Annotated in this window: 17 protein-coding genes; 5 read left to right on the top strand and 12 right to left on the bottom strand. The window is 65.8% G+C overall.

The genetic code is table 11. The features are described 5' to 3' along the window. Window positions 1-42: 42 nt before the first annotated feature. A complete protein-coding gene (locus tag BLQ85_RS11705; RefSeq protein ID WP_074577151.1) occupies window positions 43-1032 on the bottom strand; it encodes an inositol monophosphatase family protein in 990 nt (329 codons plus the stop codon). Between the two features lie 141 nt (window positions 1033-1173). Between BLQ85_RS11705 and BLQ85_RS11700 the strand changes: the two genes are divergently transcribed. After that, window positions 1174-1965: an RNA methyltransferase gene (locus tag BLQ85_RS11700; protein WP_074577149.1), complete on the top strand. Its 792-nt coding sequence runs from the start codon at window positions 1174-1176 to the stop codon at window positions 1963-1965. Between the two features lie 9 nt (window positions 1966-1974). Beyond that, on the top strand, window positions 1975-2748 hold the full coding sequence (gene cysE, locus BLQ85_RS11695; protein ID WP_074577147.1) for a serine O-acetyltransferase: 774 nt from the start codon (window positions 1975-1977) through the stop codon (window positions 2746-2748). 77 nt (window positions 2749-2825) lie between these two features. On the opposite strand, the gene BLQ85_RS11690 is transcribed toward cysE, so the two are convergent. The 3 genes from BLQ85_RS11690 to yjgA all read right to left on the bottom strand — a co-directional run bounded on the left by BLQ85_RS11690 (window position 2826) and on the right by yjgA (window position 4438). Then, entirely contained in the window at window positions 2826-3164 is a 339-nt protein-coding gene (locus BLQ85_RS11690) for a DUF4870 domain-containing protein (protein WP_007872341.1), read from the bottom strand. 75 nt (window positions 3165-3239) lie between these two features. Further along, window positions 3240-3833, bottom strand: a complete 594-nt coding sequence (mog, locus tag BLQ85_RS11685; protein WP_074577144.1) for a molybdopterin adenylyltransferase — start codon at window positions 3831-3833, stop codon at window positions 3240-3242. Further along, the gene (gene yjgA / locus BLQ85_RS11680; RefSeq protein ID WP_254806413.1) at window positions 3830-4438 is read right to left on the bottom strand and encodes a ribosome biogenesis factor YjgA; all 609 of its coding nucleotides are present in this window, start codon (window positions 4436-4438) and stop codon (window positions 3830-3832) included. The genes mog and yjgA overlap by 4 nt, the downstream gene beginning before the upstream one ends. Window positions 4439-4463: 25 nt before the next feature. On the opposite strand from yjgA, the gene pmbA reads away from it, so the two are divergent. Together pmbA and BLQ85_RS11670 are read left to right on the top strand one after the other, a co-directional pair. Then, a complete protein-coding gene (gene pmbA / locus BLQ85_RS11675; protein WP_074577140.1) occupies window positions 4464-5879 on the top strand; it encodes a metalloprotease PmbA in 1416 nt (471 codons plus the stop codon). A gap of 8 nt (window positions 5880-5887) precedes the next feature. Then, complete coding sequence (locus BLQ85_RS11670) at window positions 5888-6787, top strand: DMT family transporter (RefSeq protein ID WP_074577137.1); 900 nt, start codon at window positions 5888-5890, stop codon at window positions 6785-6787. A gap of 15 nt (window positions 6788-6802) precedes the next feature. On the opposite strand, the gene BLQ85_RS11665 is transcribed toward BLQ85_RS11670, so the two are convergent. From BLQ85_RS11665 to BLQ85_RS11655, 3 genes are all read right to left on the bottom strand, one after another. Continuing rightward, entirely contained in the window at window positions 6803-7252 is a 450-nt protein-coding gene (locus BLQ85_RS11665) for a GatB/YqeY domain-containing protein (protein ID WP_074577134.1), read from the bottom strand. Window positions 7253-7372: 120 nt separating this feature from the next. After that, the gene (gene rpsU / locus BLQ85_RS11660) at window positions 7373-7585 is read right to left on the bottom strand and encodes a 30S ribosomal protein S21 (RefSeq protein WP_007872347.1); all 213 of its coding nucleotides are present in this window, start codon (window positions 7583-7585) and stop codon (window positions 7373-7375) included. A 326-nt stretch (window positions 7586-7911) separates the two neighbouring features. Beyond that, on the bottom strand, window positions 7912-8868 hold the full coding sequence (locus BLQ85_RS11655) for an alpha/beta fold hydrolase (RefSeq protein WP_074577132.1): 957 nt from the start codon (window positions 8866-8868) through the stop codon (window positions 7912-7914). Window positions 8869-8976: 108 nt separating this feature from the next. On the opposite strand from BLQ85_RS11655, the gene BLQ85_RS11650 reads away from it, so the two are divergent. Beyond that, window positions 8977-9804, top strand: a complete 828-nt coding sequence (locus BLQ85_RS11650) for an AraC family transcriptional regulator (protein ID WP_074577129.1) — start codon at window positions 8977-8979, stop codon at window positions 9802-9804. Here the strand turns inward: BLQ85_RS11650 and BLQ85_RS11645 are convergent. The 5 genes from BLQ85_RS11645 to ybiB all read right to left on the bottom strand — a co-directional run bounded on the left by BLQ85_RS11645 (window position 9801) and on the right by ybiB (window position 15020). Then, the gene (locus tag BLQ85_RS11645) at window positions 9801-11033 is read right to left on the bottom strand and encodes a BaiN/RdsA family NAD(P)/FAD-dependent oxidoreductase (protein ID WP_074577127.1); all 1233 of its coding nucleotides are present in this window, start codon (window positions 11031-11033) and stop codon (window positions 9801-9803) included. The two genes, BLQ85_RS11650 and BLQ85_RS11645, sit on opposite strands and share 4 nt — an antisense overlap. Window positions 11034-11059: 26 nt before the next feature. Next, window positions 11060-12184, bottom strand: a complete 1125-nt coding sequence (locus tag BLQ85_RS11640) for a sterol desaturase family protein (protein WP_074577744.1) — start codon at window positions 12182-12184, stop codon at window positions 11060-11062. 94 nt (window positions 12185-12278) lie between these two features. Next, window positions 12279-13271: a hypothetical protein gene (locus tag BLQ85_RS11635; protein WP_074577125.1), complete on the bottom strand. Its 993-nt coding sequence runs from the start codon at window positions 13269-13271 to the stop codon at window positions 12279-12281. 67 nt (window positions 13272-13338) lie between these two features. Beyond that, window positions 13339-14106, bottom strand: coding sequence for a uroporphyrinogen-III C-methyltransferase (gene cobA, locus BLQ85_RS11630; RefSeq protein WP_074577743.1), 768 nt, complete (start codon window positions 14104-14106; stop codon window positions 13339-13341). Between the two features lie 5 nt (window positions 14107-14111). Continuing rightward, window positions 14112-15020, bottom strand: a complete 909-nt coding sequence (gene ybiB / locus BLQ85_RS11625) for a DNA-binding protein YbiB (RefSeq protein WP_074577123.1) — start codon at window positions 15018-15020, stop codon at window positions 14112-14114. Between the last annotated feature and the right edge of the window lie 3 nt (window positions 15021-15023).

The raw sequence follows: 15023 nt of genomic DNA, 5'->3' as shown, positions 1-15023 counted from the left end.
TGAACCTTTCCCAAAAGAAAAAGCCCGCGAGGCGGGCTTTGCTTAGAAAGGGGCGTCAGGCGCCTTGGGGGCTGGGCTTTCGCCGGCCTTGATGCGCTTGGCTTTGAGCGTGGGCTTTTCGGCTGGGGCGGCGGGCGCCGCGTTTTCTTCGGCGCCTTCTTCCGCTTCCTGCGCCGCGGGCGTGTCCTGCAGGGCCTGGCGCACCACGGCCTTGTCGCCGGCACCGGCGAATTTGCTGTATTTGCCCAAGGTGGCCACCAGCTGGCCGTAGACGCGCGGGTTGCCGGCCACACATTCGCCGTGGTCCATGAAGTCGGCTTCGCCGGTGAAGTTGCCGATCAGGCCGCCGGCCTCGGTCACCAGCAGCGAGCCGGCCGCCACGTCCCAGGGCTTGAGGTTGGCTTCAAAAAAGCCGTCGCTGAAGCCGGCGGCCACATAGGCCAGGTCCAGCGCTGCGGCGCCGGGGCGGCGCACGCCGGCGCTCTGGCTCATGACTTCGCCCAGCATGTTGAGGTAGGCCTTGAGCTTGTCGCCGGGGCGGTAGGGAAAACCGGTGGAGATCAGGCATTCCTGCAGCCGGGTGCGCTTGGCCACGCGGATGCGGCGGTCGTTCATGTAGGCGCCGCGGCCCTTGGTGGCGCAGAAGATGTCGTTGCGGGTGGGGTCGTAGACCACGGCCTGCTCGACCTTGCCCTTGACGGCCAGCGCGATGCTGACGCAATAGACCGGGAAGCCGTGGATGAAGTTGGTGGTGCCGTCCAGCGGATCGATGATCCAGACGTAGTCGGAGTCCTTGGCGCCATGCTCGCTGCCCGATTCCTCGGCCAGGATGCCGTGGCCGGGGTAGGCGCTCAGCAGGGTTTCGATGATGGCGGCCTCGGCGGCCTGGTCGACCTCGGTGACGAAGTCGTTGGTCTGCTTGACCGAGACGCGGACCGCCTCGACGTCAAGCGCCGCGCGGTTGATGATGGCGCCGGCAGCGCGCGCAGCCTTGATGGCCACGTTGAGCATGGGATGGAGATTGCTGGACATAACTTGTAGGGAAGAACGGGATAAACCGGCGCCGGCGATGCGGGCGGCGGGCAATGGGGCGTATTTTCCCATAAATGGGATTTCCCCCGGTTTTTGCCCCGCCGGAGCGGCCCGGCAGGCGCTTCTAGGACAATCCAGCCCATGCGTACCCGATTTGTCCTGATCAACACCAGCCATGCCGGCAATGTCGGCGCCACCGCCCGCGCCATGAAAACCATGGGTTTTGACGACCTGGTGCTGGTCGCGCCGCGCTGGGCCAATGTGCTGAACCGCGAGGAAACCATACAGCGGGCCAGCGGCGCGCTCGACGTGCTCAAAAACGCCCGCATCGTCGCCACGCTGGACGAGGCGCTGGACGGCATGGCCCACCTGTGCGCCACCGCCATGACGCCGCGCGACTTCGGCCCGCCCACGCGTGCGCCGCGCGAGCATTTCGCAGCCCTGCTGGGCGGCAGCCCGCCCCAAGGTACAGCCCCCGCGAGGCCTGAATCGGTGGCCTTTTTGTTCGGCTCCGAGCGCTTTGGCATGCAGAACGAGGATGTCTACCGCTGCCATGTGGCGCTGAGCATCCCGACCGACCCGAAATTCGGCTCGCTGAACCTGGGCGCGGCCGTGCAGCTGATTGCCTATGACTGGCGCCAGGCGCTGGGCGGCTTCAGCGTGCAGCCGGCGACGGCCGAGCCGGCGCAGGCCGACGCGGCGGCGGTGGCCGGCATGCTCAAACACTGGGAAGAGGCGCTGGCCGGCATAGGCTTTCTGGACCCGGCCTCGCCCAAAAAACTGATGCCGCGGCTCAACCAGCTGTTCAACCGCGCCCAGCTGAGCCCCGAGGAAATCCACATCCTGCGCGGCGTGGCCAAGGCCATGCTGCACACAGCCGCCCAAATACCGCCTAAAGACAGCACGCCAGCACGGTCTGCGGACGGCCACTAAACTCCCACCATGTTTTCCCGACTTCGCTCCGACATCCAGTGCATCCTAGCCCGCGACCCCGCCGCCCGCACGGCCTGGGAAGCGCTGACCTGCTACCCGGGGCTGCATGCCCTGGTGCTGCATCGCCGCGCGCACTGGTGCTGGAACCACGGCTTCAAGTGGCTGGGCCGCTTTATCTCGCATGTGTCGCGCTGGATGACGGGCATTGAAATCCACCCCGGCGCCAAAATCGGCGAGCGGGTGTTTTTTGACCACGCCATGGGCGTTGTCGTCGGCGAAACCGCCGAGATCGGCGACGGCTGCACGATTTACCAGGGCGTCACGCTGGGCGGCACCTCGCTTTACAAGGGCACCAAGCGGCACCCGACCCTGGGCAAGGACGTGGTGGTCAGCGCCGGCGCCAAGGTGCTGGGCGGCTTTGTGGTCGGCGACGGCGCCAAGATAGGCAGCAACGCGGTGGTGATCAAGCCCGTGCCGGCCGGGGCCACGGCCGTGGGCATCCCGGCGCGCATCATTCCGTCCAAGACCGGCGAAAGCGCCGACGTCACGCCCACGCCGTTTTCGGCCTACGGCATCACGCTGGAAGACGACCCGCTGTCCCAGGCCATGCACGGCCTGATCGACAACGCGGCCGGCCAGGAGCACCAGATCGCCCTGCTGTGGCAGGCGATTGAAAAGCTCTCCGGCCCGCAAACCGCCATGAGCAAGGACTGCGTGCCCAAGGACGCGGCGCTCACCGAAACCTTCGAGGCCGACAAGCTCAACCAGCTGGTCGGCAAATAAACAGGAAGCAGGGCGGCCAAAAAAAAGGAAGGGCAAGCCTTCCTTTTTTTTCTTTTCCGCCCGGGGCGGTCGGCGCATCAGTTGATCAGGCGCAGCGCGAAGGGCACACGAAAGGTTTTGCCGTTGGAGGCGCCTATCGCGCCCATGACGCAGAACACCAGGTGGCAAATGCCCAGCGCGACGAACACCAGGAAGCCGATCAGCACAAAGGTGAGGATCATCGCCGCCACGTAGCCTATGGCCGCCGTGATGGACCAGTTCAGCGCTTCCTTGGCCTGGTCCAGGATATAGGCGTCGTCCTTTTTCACCAGGTAAACGATCAGGCCGGGGATAAAGCCCAGGAACAGGGTTCCTATCCAGATCAGCACGGCGGTGTTTTTCGAGTCCTTGCCCGGCGTTTCAATCAGCTCGTCCATCTCAGCTCCTCGAGTTGTAAAGCCCGAATACTACGTGAGAAAAACCGGCGGGCCGAAAACCCGCGGCGGCAGGGCTCAGCGCGGCGGGCGCTGGGCGCTTTTGGGCCTGAAGGCCTGGCACACGGTGTCGTCGGTTTCCAGGTAAGGGCCGCCTATCAGGTCTATGCAATAGGGCACGGCGGCAAAAATGCCCGCCACGGCCTGCGAACCGTCGGGGTTTTTCAGCCCTTCCAGCGTTTCGGCGATGGACTTGGGCTGGCCGGGAAGGTTCAGGATCAGGCTTTTATCGCGGATGACCGCGCACTGGCGCGACAGGATGGCCGTGGGGACGAATTTCAGGCTGATCTGCCGCATCTGTTCGCCGAAACCGGGCATTTCCTTGTGGGCCACGGCCAGCGTGGCCTCGGGTGTCACGTCGCGCGGCGCGGGACCGGTGCCGCCCGTGGTCAGCACCAGCGAGCAGCCGGCGTCGACCAGCGCGATCAGCGCGGCGCTGATGCCGGCCTGCTCGTCGGGAATCAGGCGTTCTTCAAAGGTGATGGGGTTGCGCAGCGCGCGCGTGAGCCACTCTTTGAGCGCCGGCAGGCCTTTGTCGACGTAGACGCCGGCCGAGGCCCGGTCGCTGACCGAGACGATGCCGATCCTGACCGCGTCAAAAGCCTGGCTCATGCCTGGGGCTCCTCGGGCTCTCCCGGCCCCTGGGCCATGGCCTGGCGCACCAGCTGGAAGATTTCACGGTAGGACTTGCCGTGGCGCGGCGCCTCGCCGGGTTTTTCGGGCTTGGCGTCCTTGCGGGCCTGGCGCACCAGCGCGCGCAGCTGCTGGGAGTCGGTGCCGGGATATTCCCGCAGCCAGTCGCCCAGCGCGGTGTCGTCGGCGATCAGCTTGTCGCGCCACTGCTCGGCCAGGTGCAGGGCCAGCGTCAGGTCGGCCGAGCCGTTGAGCTGTTCGTTGATCGCCTCGCGAATGGGCTCAGGGTCCAGCGGGCGCATCAGCTTGCCGATGAACTGCATCTGGCGGCGCTTGCCCTCGAAATTGGTGATCTTTTTGGCGTCGGCGATCGCGTCGCGCAGTTTGTCGGGCAGGTCCAGACGCGCCATCAGGTCGGCGCGCAGGGTCAGCAGCGCTTCACCGAGCGCCTGTTTTTCGTCGGCCTCGGCCTTGAGTTGGGTTTTGCTGGGCGGGCCGGCTTCCTCGAGTGCGATTTCCTCGGGTTTGACGAAGCGGCCGTTGGACCAGTAGCCCTTGATGGCCTTGGGAGTCTTGTTGTTCATGGCAGTCAGTATCATAGCTACCCATATGACCCAAAAAGCTTCCTCTCGCGCCAGCGGCGCCAAACGCGGCGCATCCCGGCCCTCCCACCCGCCTGAAAGCGGCTTCAGCTACCACCGCGATTTTTTCGAGGACCTCGTTGACACCGCCTTGGGGCACGCCAAAAAACTGGGCGCCACGGATGCCGCCGCCGAGGCGTCCGAAGGCTGCGGCCTGTCGGTCAGCGTGCGCAAGGGCGAGCTGGAGAACGTCGAGCGCAACCGCGACAAGTCCCTGGGCATCACGGTCTATATCGGCAAAAAACGCGGCAATGCCGCGACCAGCGATTTCTCCAAGGCGGCCATAGAGCAGACCGTGAAAGCGGCCTACGACATCGCGCGCTTCACGGCCGAAGACGAAACCTCGGGCCTGCCCGACGAGCGCGACATCGCGCGCGTGCACCCCGAACTCGACTTGTTCCACCCCTGGGCCATAGACTCCGAACAGGCCGCGCAACTGGCCCTGCAATGCGAGGCCGCGGCCCTGGGCACCAGCCGCCTGATCACCAACAGCGAAGGCGCGGGCGTGTCGGCCCAGCAAAGCCATTTTTTCAGCGCCCACACCAAGGGCTTTCGCGGCGGTTATGCCAGTTCTCGCCACAGCATCTCGGTGGCGCCGATTGCCGGCAAGGGCGACCAGATGCAGCGCGATGCCTGGTACAGCTCCATGCGCGACGCGCGCGAGCTGGCGCGCCCCGAGGCCGTGGGCCGCTACGCCGCCGAGCGCGCGCTGGCGCGCCTGAAAAGCCGCAAGATCCCGACCACGCAGTGCCCGGTGCTGTTCGAGTCGCCGCTGGCCGCGGGCCTCTTGGGCGGCTTTGTGCAGGCCGTGAGCGGCGGCGCGCTGTACCGCAAAAGCACCTTCCTGGCCGACAGCCTCGGCAAGTCGGCTTTCCCCAAACACATCGACGTCGCCGAAGACCCGCACCTGCGCAAAGGCAAGGGCAGCGCGCCTTTTGACGAAGAGGGCGTGAAAACCCAGGCACGCAAGGTGGTGGCCGGCGGCCGTGTCGAGGGTTATTTTTTGAGCACCTATTCGGCCCGCAAGCTGGGCATGCGCACCACCGGCAATGCCGGCGGCTCGCACAACCTCATATTGACCAGCCGGCACACGCGCCCGGGCGACGACCTGGACGCCATGCTGCGCAAACTGGGCCGCGGCCTTTTTGTGACCGAGCTGATGGGCCAGGGCGTGAACTATGTGACCGGCGACTACTCGCGCGGCGCCTCGGGCTTCTGGGTCGAAAACGGCCGCATCGCCTTTCCGGTCGAGGAAATCACCATCGCCGGCAACCTCAAGGACATGCTGATGGGCATTGAGGCCGTGGGTGCGGACGCCTATAACTACGGCGCCAAAACTGTGGGCTCCATCCTGGTCAATCGCATGAAGGTGGCGGGCAGCTAGCCTTCCCGATGATCCTGCCCGCCGAGACCCTGGCGCTGGCCGCGGCGGCCACCTGGGCCTGCTCCAGCCTGCTGTCGGCCTCCGCCGTCGCCCGCATGGGGGCTTTTGCCTTCAGCCGCTGGCGCCTGGCCTTTGCCTGCGCGATGCTCTGGGCCCTGGCCTTCGCCACGGGCAGCTGGCGCGGTCTTCAGCTGGACGGCGCGGGCGTGCTGGCTCTCTCGGGTGTAATCGGCATTTTTGTCGGCGACACGGCGCTGTTCGCCTGCATGGGCCGGCTGGGGCCGCGGCGCTCCGGCATCCTGTTCGCCACGCATGCGCTGTTTTCCGCGGTGCTGGCCTGGCTCTTCCTCGGTGAGACTTTGTCGGGATGGGGCCTGCTGGGCAGCGCCTTGCTGGTGGCCGGCGTGATGACGGCGATTGCCTTCGGCCGGCGCGAGACTGAGCTGCACCACTGGGAGTCCACCAAAGGGCGGCTGGCCGTGGGCATTGCCCTGGGTCTGGTGGCGGCATTGGGCCAGTCGGTGGCCACGCTGATGCTCAAGCCGCTGATGCAAAGCGGCATGGACCCGGTGGCGGCTTCGGCCGTGCGCATGAGCAGCGGCCTGGCGGCGCACGCCGTGCTGCTGTTCAGCGGCTGGCGCGTGGTGCAGGCCACGCAATCGCCGCGCTGGGTCGACCTGGGCTACACCTTTGCCAGTGCCGCGCTGGGCATGACCCTGGGCATGACGCTGATCCTGAAAGCCCTGCAAAACGGCAGCGCCGGCATGGTGGGCATGCTGTCGTCCGTGACGCCGGTGCTGCTGTTGCCGCTGCTGTGGTGGGTGTACCGCCGCCGGCCCGCCCTGGGCGGCTGGTGCGGCGCCTTGCTGACGGCCGCGGGCTGCGCGCTGATTTTGCTGCGCCACTGAAGGCGCAAACAGGACTTAACCGGCCAGCGCGGCCTTGACGGCGGCCGAGACCTGGCCCATGTCGGCCTTGCCGGCCAGTTTGGTTTTCACCGCGCCCATGACCTTGCCCATGTCGCCGGGGCCGCTGGCACCCAGCTCGGCCACGATGGCCTTGACGGCGGCCGCCACTTCGTCGGCGCTCAGGCGCGCCGGCAGGTAAGCCTGCAGCACCGTCAGTTCGGCGGCTTCCTTGTCGGCCAGGTCCTTGCGTTCGGCCTTCTGGAAGGCTTCCAGCGAATCCTTGCGCTGCTTGATCAGCTTGTCGACGATGGCGATCACGGCCGCGTCGTCGAGCACCACGCGCTCATCGACCTCTTTTTGCTTGAGGGCCGCCAGCAGCAGGCGTATGGTGCCCAGGCGCTCGCTGTCCTTGGCGCGCATGGCGGTCTTCATGTCTTCGGTGATTTTGTCTTTGAGGGCTGACATTCGGGGCTCCTGAGGGGCGGGAATAGGGGGGGAGGACGGCGCGGCGGGTGCCAAAAAGCACAAAAGCCCGCAGAGCGTCCTCGTGCGGGCTTTTTGTTGCCGTGAGGCGGTACTAAAGGATTAGTACAGCTTCTTGGGCAACTGCATCGAGCGGATGCGCTTGTAGTTGCGTTTGACGGCGGCTGCCTTCTTGCGCTTGCGCTCCGCCGTTGGCTTTTCGTAAAACTCGCGGGCGCGCAGGTCGGTCAGCAGGCCGAGTTTTTCAATGGTGCGCTTGAAACGGCGCAGAGCCACGTCGAAGGGCTCATTGTCTTTTACACGGATGGTGGTCATTGTTCAATTGATCCAAAAGGTGCGCCCTAAATGATCTGATCAGGATCAGGCCAGGCGCGGGTTTGCTAGCAAAGCCTGAGATTATAGCACTGGACGTGGCCCCCACGGTCGCTCACTTCGTGTAGCTCCCTGCCCCCCGAGGGGGCCGCCCGCCTGCGGCCCGGCAAAGCCGGTTCCACGGCTCATGCTGGGCTTAAGAGTTCTTTGGACGCGGCCCAGGGGTCTTTCACCAGCGGGGGCCGCGGGACTGGCTCTGCCAGACCGCAGGCGCCGCCCCCTGAAAGGGGGGAACAGGCTACACGCAGTGAGCCTGGACGGGGGTGGGCCTATTCTCGGATGAAAGCCAGCAAATCCTGGTTGAGCCGCTCCTTGTGGGTATCGGCCAGGCCGTGCGGCGCACCGGGGTAGACGATCAGCCTGGCGTTTTTCACCAGTTTCGCGGCTGCGCGGCCGGAGGCGTCGATTGGCACGATCTGGTCATCGTCGCCGTGGATCACCAGGGTCGGCACGTTAAAGCGCTTGAGGTCCTCGGTGAAGTCGGTGGCCGAGAAAGCCGCGATCGAGTCATAGGTGTTCTTGTGGCCCGCCTGCATGCCCTGCACCCAGAACGACTGGATCAAACCTTGCGAGACCTTGGCGCCGGGGCGGTTGAAGCCGAAAAACGGGCCCGAGGCGATGTCCAGGTAAAGCTGCGAACGATTGGCCAGTTCGCCCTGGCGAATGCCGTCGAACACCTCGATCGGCAGGCCGCCCGGGTTGGCCGCCGTCTTCAGCATCAGGGGCGGCACGGCGCTGACCAGCACCGCTTTTTTGACCTTCGCGGTGCCATAACGGCCGATATAACGCGCCACCTCGCCGCCACCGGTCGAAAAACCCACCAGCGTCACGTCTTTCACGCCCAGCGTGTCGATCACCGCCGCGAGGTCGGCGGCGTAATGGTCCATGTCGTTGCCGTCCCACGGCTGGCTGGAACGCCCGTGGCCGCGCCGGTCATGGGCGATGACGCGGTAACCTTTTGAGGCCAGGAAAATCATTTGCGATTCCCAGCTGTCCGAGTTGAGCGGCCAGCCGTGGCTAAAGCTCACCACGGGGCCATTCTTGGGGCCCCAGTCCTTGTAATAGATTTGCACGCCGTCCTGGGTGGTGACGTAGCTGGCGCTGCGTGCGGCGGACACCGCTGATTGCGGCGCGGCGGCGCCTGCGGCCATCGCGGGGCTGGCGGTGACGGCGGTGACGGCGGCGGCCAGTGCAGTGGCGGCGGCGATACGGGTGAGAGCGTTCATGGCTGTTCCTTTGAGGGTTGCAACAAGTCGGAATCGACAGAACGAACTTTACGCTTCACAAAATACGATAAGTGCTTAATAATCCTGAAAAATTGATCTAGAGTATTTATGGGCGACCGGCTAGAGGCCTTGTTGCAGCATTTTTCGGTGAGCGCGAATGTGTTCCATTCGGGCGCACTTTGCGGCGTCAACGAGCTGGGCGACGATGAGGGCACCGGCCAGCTTCACCTCGTGCGCAGCGGCGAAGTCGGCATCAGCCATGGCGGCGCCGAGGTGATGCGTGTCAGCGGCCCCTGCCTGCTGCTTTACCCAAGGCCGATGGCGCACCGCTTCATCACAGATACCCGGCGTGGCGCCGACTTTGTATGCGCTCACCTGCGTTTTGAGGGCGGCGCGGCCAACCCGATCGTTGCGGCGCTGCCGTCCTTTGTGTACCTGCCGCTGGCGCAGATCGAGGGCGCCGCCGGTGTCCTGCAACTGCTGTTCGAGGAGGCTTTTGAGCAGCGCTGCGGCCGGCAGGCGCTGCTGGGCCGGCTTTTTGATGTGGTGTTGATCCAGGTGCTGCGGCACCTCATGGAAAGCGGCGAAACCCGCTCCGGCATGCTGGCGGGGCTCTCGCACCTGCGTTTGCGCCACGCGCTTGTCGCGATGCACCAGAATCCCGGGCAAGCGTGGAGCCTGGAAGCGCTCGCCGATCAAGCGGGCATGTCGCGCAGTGTGTTCGCCAACCAGTTCCGCGATACGGTCGGCTGCACGCCCGGCGCGTATTTGCAGCGCTGGCGGGTGGGTCTGGCGCAGCAGGCGCTGCGCCGTGGGCGGCCGCTCAAGCTGATTGCCGCTGAGGTCGGGTATGGCAGCGAGGCGGCGCTGTCGCGCGCCTTCAAGGCGCAAAGCGGCCTGTCGCCGCGCGAGTGGAAGCTGGCCCAGCAGGCCTAGCGTGCCGGTGTCAGCGCTTGCGCGCAGGCGTGCGCGGAGGCCCAGGCCCACTGGAAGTTGTAGCCGCCCAGCCAGCCGGTGACGTCGACGACTTCGCCTATGAAATAGAGGCCCGGCTGCTTGGATTCCAGGGTCTGGGAGGACAGGTCGCGGGTGTCTACGCCGCCCACGGTGACTTCGGCTTTTTTGTAGCCTTCGGAGCCGTTGGGTGTGAGTTCCCAGTCCGCCAGGCGCTGGGCCAGGCCCAGCAGCGCCTTGTCGGTCGCTTCGCTGATAGGTTTTTGCAGCGCAGGGTCGGTGCTGATCCAGGCGTCGGCCAGGCGGCTGGGCACCAGGGCCGCGAGTTCGTTAGCGATGAGTTTTCTGGACGTGGCCTTGGCGCGCAGTAGCAGGTTAGGCAGGTCCACGCCTGGGGCGAGATTGATGCGTATCGGTTGGCCTTCGCGCCAGAAGCTGGAGATCTGCAGCACGGCCGGGCCGCTGAGGCCGCGGTGGGTGAACAGCAGGTCTTCCGAGAACACCACGGCTTTTCTGCGCTGTTTGGGTGTGGCGTCGGCCGGGCTGGTTTCTATCAGCACCGGTAGCGCCAGGCCGGCCAGCTGGGCATAGGGTGCCCAGCCTTGGCCGTCAAAGGTCAGCGGCACCAGTGCAGCGCGCGGCTCCACCAGGCGCAGGCCGAACTGTTTCGCGATGCGGTAGCCGAAGTCGGTGGCGCCTATCTTGGGAATCGACAGGCCGCCGGTGGCGATCACCACCTGCGGCGCGGTGATCAGGCCGCGGTTGCTCTGAAGCTCGTAGTTGCCGCCCGTCTCCTGGGGGCCTTTGAGGCTCTGGATACTGCAGGGCTGCCAGCGCGTGACCCCACCGGCCTCGCATTCGGCCAGCAGCATGTTGATCACGTCTTCGGCCGAGCGGTCGCAAAACAGCTGGCCCTTGTGCTTTTCGTGGAAAGGGATGTTGTGGCGCTGCAGCAGGGCGATGAAGTCCTGCGGCGTGTAGCGCGACAGGGCCGAGCGGCAAAAGTGCGGGTTCTCGCTGAGGAACTGCGCGGGCGTGGCGTCGCGGTTCGTGAAATTGCAGCGGCCGCCGCCCGAGATGCGGATTTTTTCGGCGACTTTTTCGCTGTGGTCCAGCAACAGCACCTTGAGGCCGCGCTGGCCCGCCTGGGCCGCGCAGAACAGCCCGGCGGCGCCTGCGCCCACCACCACGGCGTCAAATTGGTGCGTCAAATCAGCCCCTGGTCCATGCGTTGCGCTCAGGGTTTCCAGGTGAACGGAAACTTGAGCTGTTTCAGGAAGCCGTTGGGCACGTAGTCGCCCAACACGCCGTAGCGCTCGGGCCAGAGCTTGGTGCTTTTGACGGCGGTGCCGAACAGGTAGTCGATGAAGGCGTAGTGCGCCGAGTAGTTGCGGTCCAGCGCCTCCTGATCCTGGCTGTGGTGCCAGTGGTGGAAGTTGGGCGTGACGATCAGGTAGCGCAGCGGGCCCAGGCGCACGCTCACATTGGCATGGTTGAACACCGCCTGGAAGCCGACGATCACGATGTAGGCGTCTATCACTTCCTTGGAAAACCCCAGCACATAGATGGGTGCCAGGATCAGTGTGCGTGTCAGCAGCAGCTCCAGGATGTGCTGGCGCGAGCCGGCCAGCCAGTCCATGCTTTTGGCGCTGTGGTGCACCGCATGCAGGCGCCACAGCACGGGCACCTCGTGGTAGGCCCGGTGCGTCCAGTACTGCACCAGGTCGGCCACCAGCACGATCAGCAGCACGCCGGCCCAGAAAGGCAGGCCCTGCACCCAGCCGCGTATGCCGTCGTTGGCGGCCCAGCCGAAGAACTTGTGCACCAGCAGGTTGGTGGCCAGCAGCACAAAGCCCACGATCATGTGGTTGACGATGAAGTGGTGGAAGTCGGTCTGCCACTCGGCGCGGAACACCGGCTGGTCCTTGCGCAGCGCGAACAGCTTTTCAATGAAGATGAAGATCAGTGAGGAGCCCAGCAGGTCCAGGATGAACCAGTCCAGGCCGATGTAGGGCGTGTTGTCGGCGAAGTCGTTGACCGGCACCTTGTGGCCGCCCAGCAGCGCCGTGGCCGCGACCAGCAAAAAGGCCGCGCCGGCCAGCCAGCGCGAGCGGTTGAAGATGATGTTGACCAGCGAGATGCCGCCGGCAATCACCAGCGAGGTGAACATCACGATACGGATCACGTCGACGTTGTAGCTCTTGCGCAGTTCGGGCGTGGTCAGGTACTCGGGGAAATGAAAAGCCAGCACGCCCAGAAAGCACAGCACGCCCAGGCTCAGCGCGATCACGCCGCTCATGATGCCGCTGCCGGGGCGCAGCTCGCCGTGGCTTTCCGTCAGTTCGTTGAGTTTGTCGAGCATCGCGTCTTTCCCTCTGCCGTTGTTTTTGACTTCGGGAGTGTAGCCGCGCACGCCGGATTCGGGGCCGGCCCTCGCCGGCCGGCCCGCCGCCTCGTCACTGTTTCACGATGACGGGCTGGACTGTGAACACATTGGGGTTCTTGGCCTCCACGCTGACGCGCACCCAGTGGATCAGCGGGCTGCCGAAGGTCTGCAGGCGCGTGAGGTTGGCCAGCAGCCTGGTGGGGCTGTAGAGCGGCTTGTCGACCTTGAAGAAATGCGTGTCGCCGTGCACCAGCAGCACCTGCCCGGCGAACTGTTCCGTTTCGGTGATGAGCTTGCTGATGAAGTTGCGGTAGCCGCTGACCCCGGGCGCCTGGCTTTCGTCGATGCCCTCGGTTTCCGGCAAGTCAAAGCCGGGGTCGGCCTGGATCACCAAAGCAAGGCCGCGCGCCTTGCCGGCCTTCGCCTGGGAGAAGGCCTCCTGCATCCAGCGCACATTGGCCGCGTCGCGCTCCAGATATTCGGCGTTGGAGGCCTCGCACTGGGCCGCGGTGCGAGCGCTTTTCTGGGTGCAGTCTTTTTCGTCCAGGATTTTGTTGTTGTTGCTGCCCGGCACATTCAGCGTCGCGAACACGATGCCCTGGTGGGCAAACCGCGTGTTCTCGACGAATTTTTCGCCCAGCGAGGCCTGGTGGGCCAGCGCCATGCTGCGCTTGCCCAGGCTGCGGGTGGTCGGGAACATGGTTTTGCGCAGGTAGTCCAGGCGCTCCAGCGCGTCGTAACCGCCGTTGTTGAGGCGGTGGCAGTCCGTCCATTCGTTGTCGCCGGGCACGTAGACCACGGGCTTTTTCAGCTCGCCGAACATGGCCAGCGCCGAGGCATAGATGTCCTCGGTGCATTTGGAGCTGCCGTCCTTGATGTCGCCGTCGTAGATCGAGAAGGCGATGTCCGACTGGTTGATGCTTTTGAGCAGCGCGGGGATTTTCGGGTCGTCGCCGGCTTTTTGGTAGGGCATGTCGCCCCAGAGGCCGAATGAAAAACTTTGCGCCTGCGCGCAGGCCATGCCGAGCGCCAGCAGCGCGCCGGCCAGGAAACGGTGGGACATCTTTGCTCCAGTCGAAAGACCGGGAGCTTAGGGCGCTTGCGTGACAGCGCCGTGACGCCGGCGCGGCTCAGGCCGCGCGCACGGCTTCGGGGTGTGCGGCCGCCAGGGCCACACCGCCGACCACGTCGCCCACGACGATGACCGAGGGGCTGGCGAGGCCGGCCTCGCGTATCGCGCTTGCCAGCTCGCCCAGCGTGGTGGTGATGTGGCGCTGCGTCGCCAGCGAGGCGTTCTGGACCACGGCGACCGGCGTGGCGGCCGGCAGGCCGGCCAGCAGCTCATCCTGGATGCGTTCGGCGCCGCTGACGCCCATGTAAATCACCAGCGTGAGGCGCGCGCTGTGCGCGGTGGCGGCCAGGGCCTTCCAGTCGGTGCCGCTGTCGCCGGGCTTGGCATGGCCGGTGACGAAGACCACGCCGTGCGCATGCTGGCGGTGCGTGAGCGGCACGCCCAGCGAGGTGACGGCGGCCAGGCCAGCCGTGATGCCGTTGACGATTTCCACCTCAATGCCGGCAGCCCGCAGGTGCTCGACCTCTTCGCCGCCGCGGCCGAAGATGAAGGGGTCGCCGCCCTTGAGCCGGACCACGTCCTCGCCCTCGCGGGCGGCCATCAACATGAGTTTTTCAATAAAGGCCTGGGGCGTGGATTTGCAGCCGCCGCGCTTGCCGACGTAGACGATGCGCGCCTCGGGCCGCGCGAAGGCCACGATCTCGTCGCTCACGAGGTCGTCCACCAGCAGCACGGTCGCGCGCTGTATCGCCTTCAGGGCCTTGAGGGTCAGCAGTTCCGGGTCGCCGGGGCCGGCGCCTACGAGGGTGACTTTTCCGTGGTTCATGGTGGTCATTTGATTTGGGGCAACAAGTGCAAGATATGTTCCACCTGCCGCGCAATCGATGGCGGCACGGGTTTGTCGCCGGCCAGCACCGATTGAATATAGGCCGCGGTGGCGGCGGCGTCCACCGTCCTGGGCAGCTCGGGCAGGGTGGCCAGCGTGCCGGCCTGGGTTTCCTGCAGCAGCGAGCGCTTTCCGCCTATGAAAGCCTCCATTTGCGGCATGCGGCGCGCATCGGCCACGCCTTCGCCTTCGGTGCCGCGCAGCAGCATCGCATTGGCGCCTGTCAACTCGAAGGTCTGCGCCATCGAGATGGCGTATTCCGGGTGTGTGTAGCTGCTCACCACCAGGCTTTTGCCCAGGCAGGGGCTCATGATCTTGACCAGGCTGTGCGCCGGGTTGCGCAGGCCCACGGCGCGGCGCACGTCGAGCAGGCGTTTCAGCGACGGCAGCAGCAGCTCGGTGGGCGCGAAAACGGCTTCGCCGCTCCCGATCTTGCGCACCGCCGCCAGCGCATGGATGCCCAGGGCCTGTAGCACTTCCGAGGCAAACACCCGGCTGGTTTCGGTGGGCGTGCCGTGCACCAGGACGGGCACGCCCTCGCGCGCCAGCAACAGGGCCAGCAGGGGCGTGAGCACCGGCAGCTTGCGCGCGCCGTTGTAGCTGGGCAGCACCACGGTGGGGGTTTCGCCGGCGGGGAAATGCGCCAGGCGCTGCTGCAGCGCCTCGAGGAAGCCCGCCATTTCTTCGGGCGTTTCGCCCTTGATGCGCATGGCCAGGCAAAAGCCGCCGATTTCCAGGTCGGTCACGCTGCCGTCCAGCACCTGGCCCAGCAGGTCGGCGGCCTGCTCGCGCGTGAGGGCGCGGGCGCCGTCCTTGCCGCGGCCGATTTCCTTGATGTATTGGCTAATGCCCATAAG

Source organism: Polaromonas sp. JS666 (genome assembly GCF_900103405.1).
In the GTDB taxonomy this organism is placed as follows: Bacteria; Pseudomonadota; Gammaproteobacteria; order Burkholderiales; family Burkholderiaceae_C; genus Polaromonas.
This window is presented reverse-complemented; position numbering and strand designations above follow the sequence as displayed.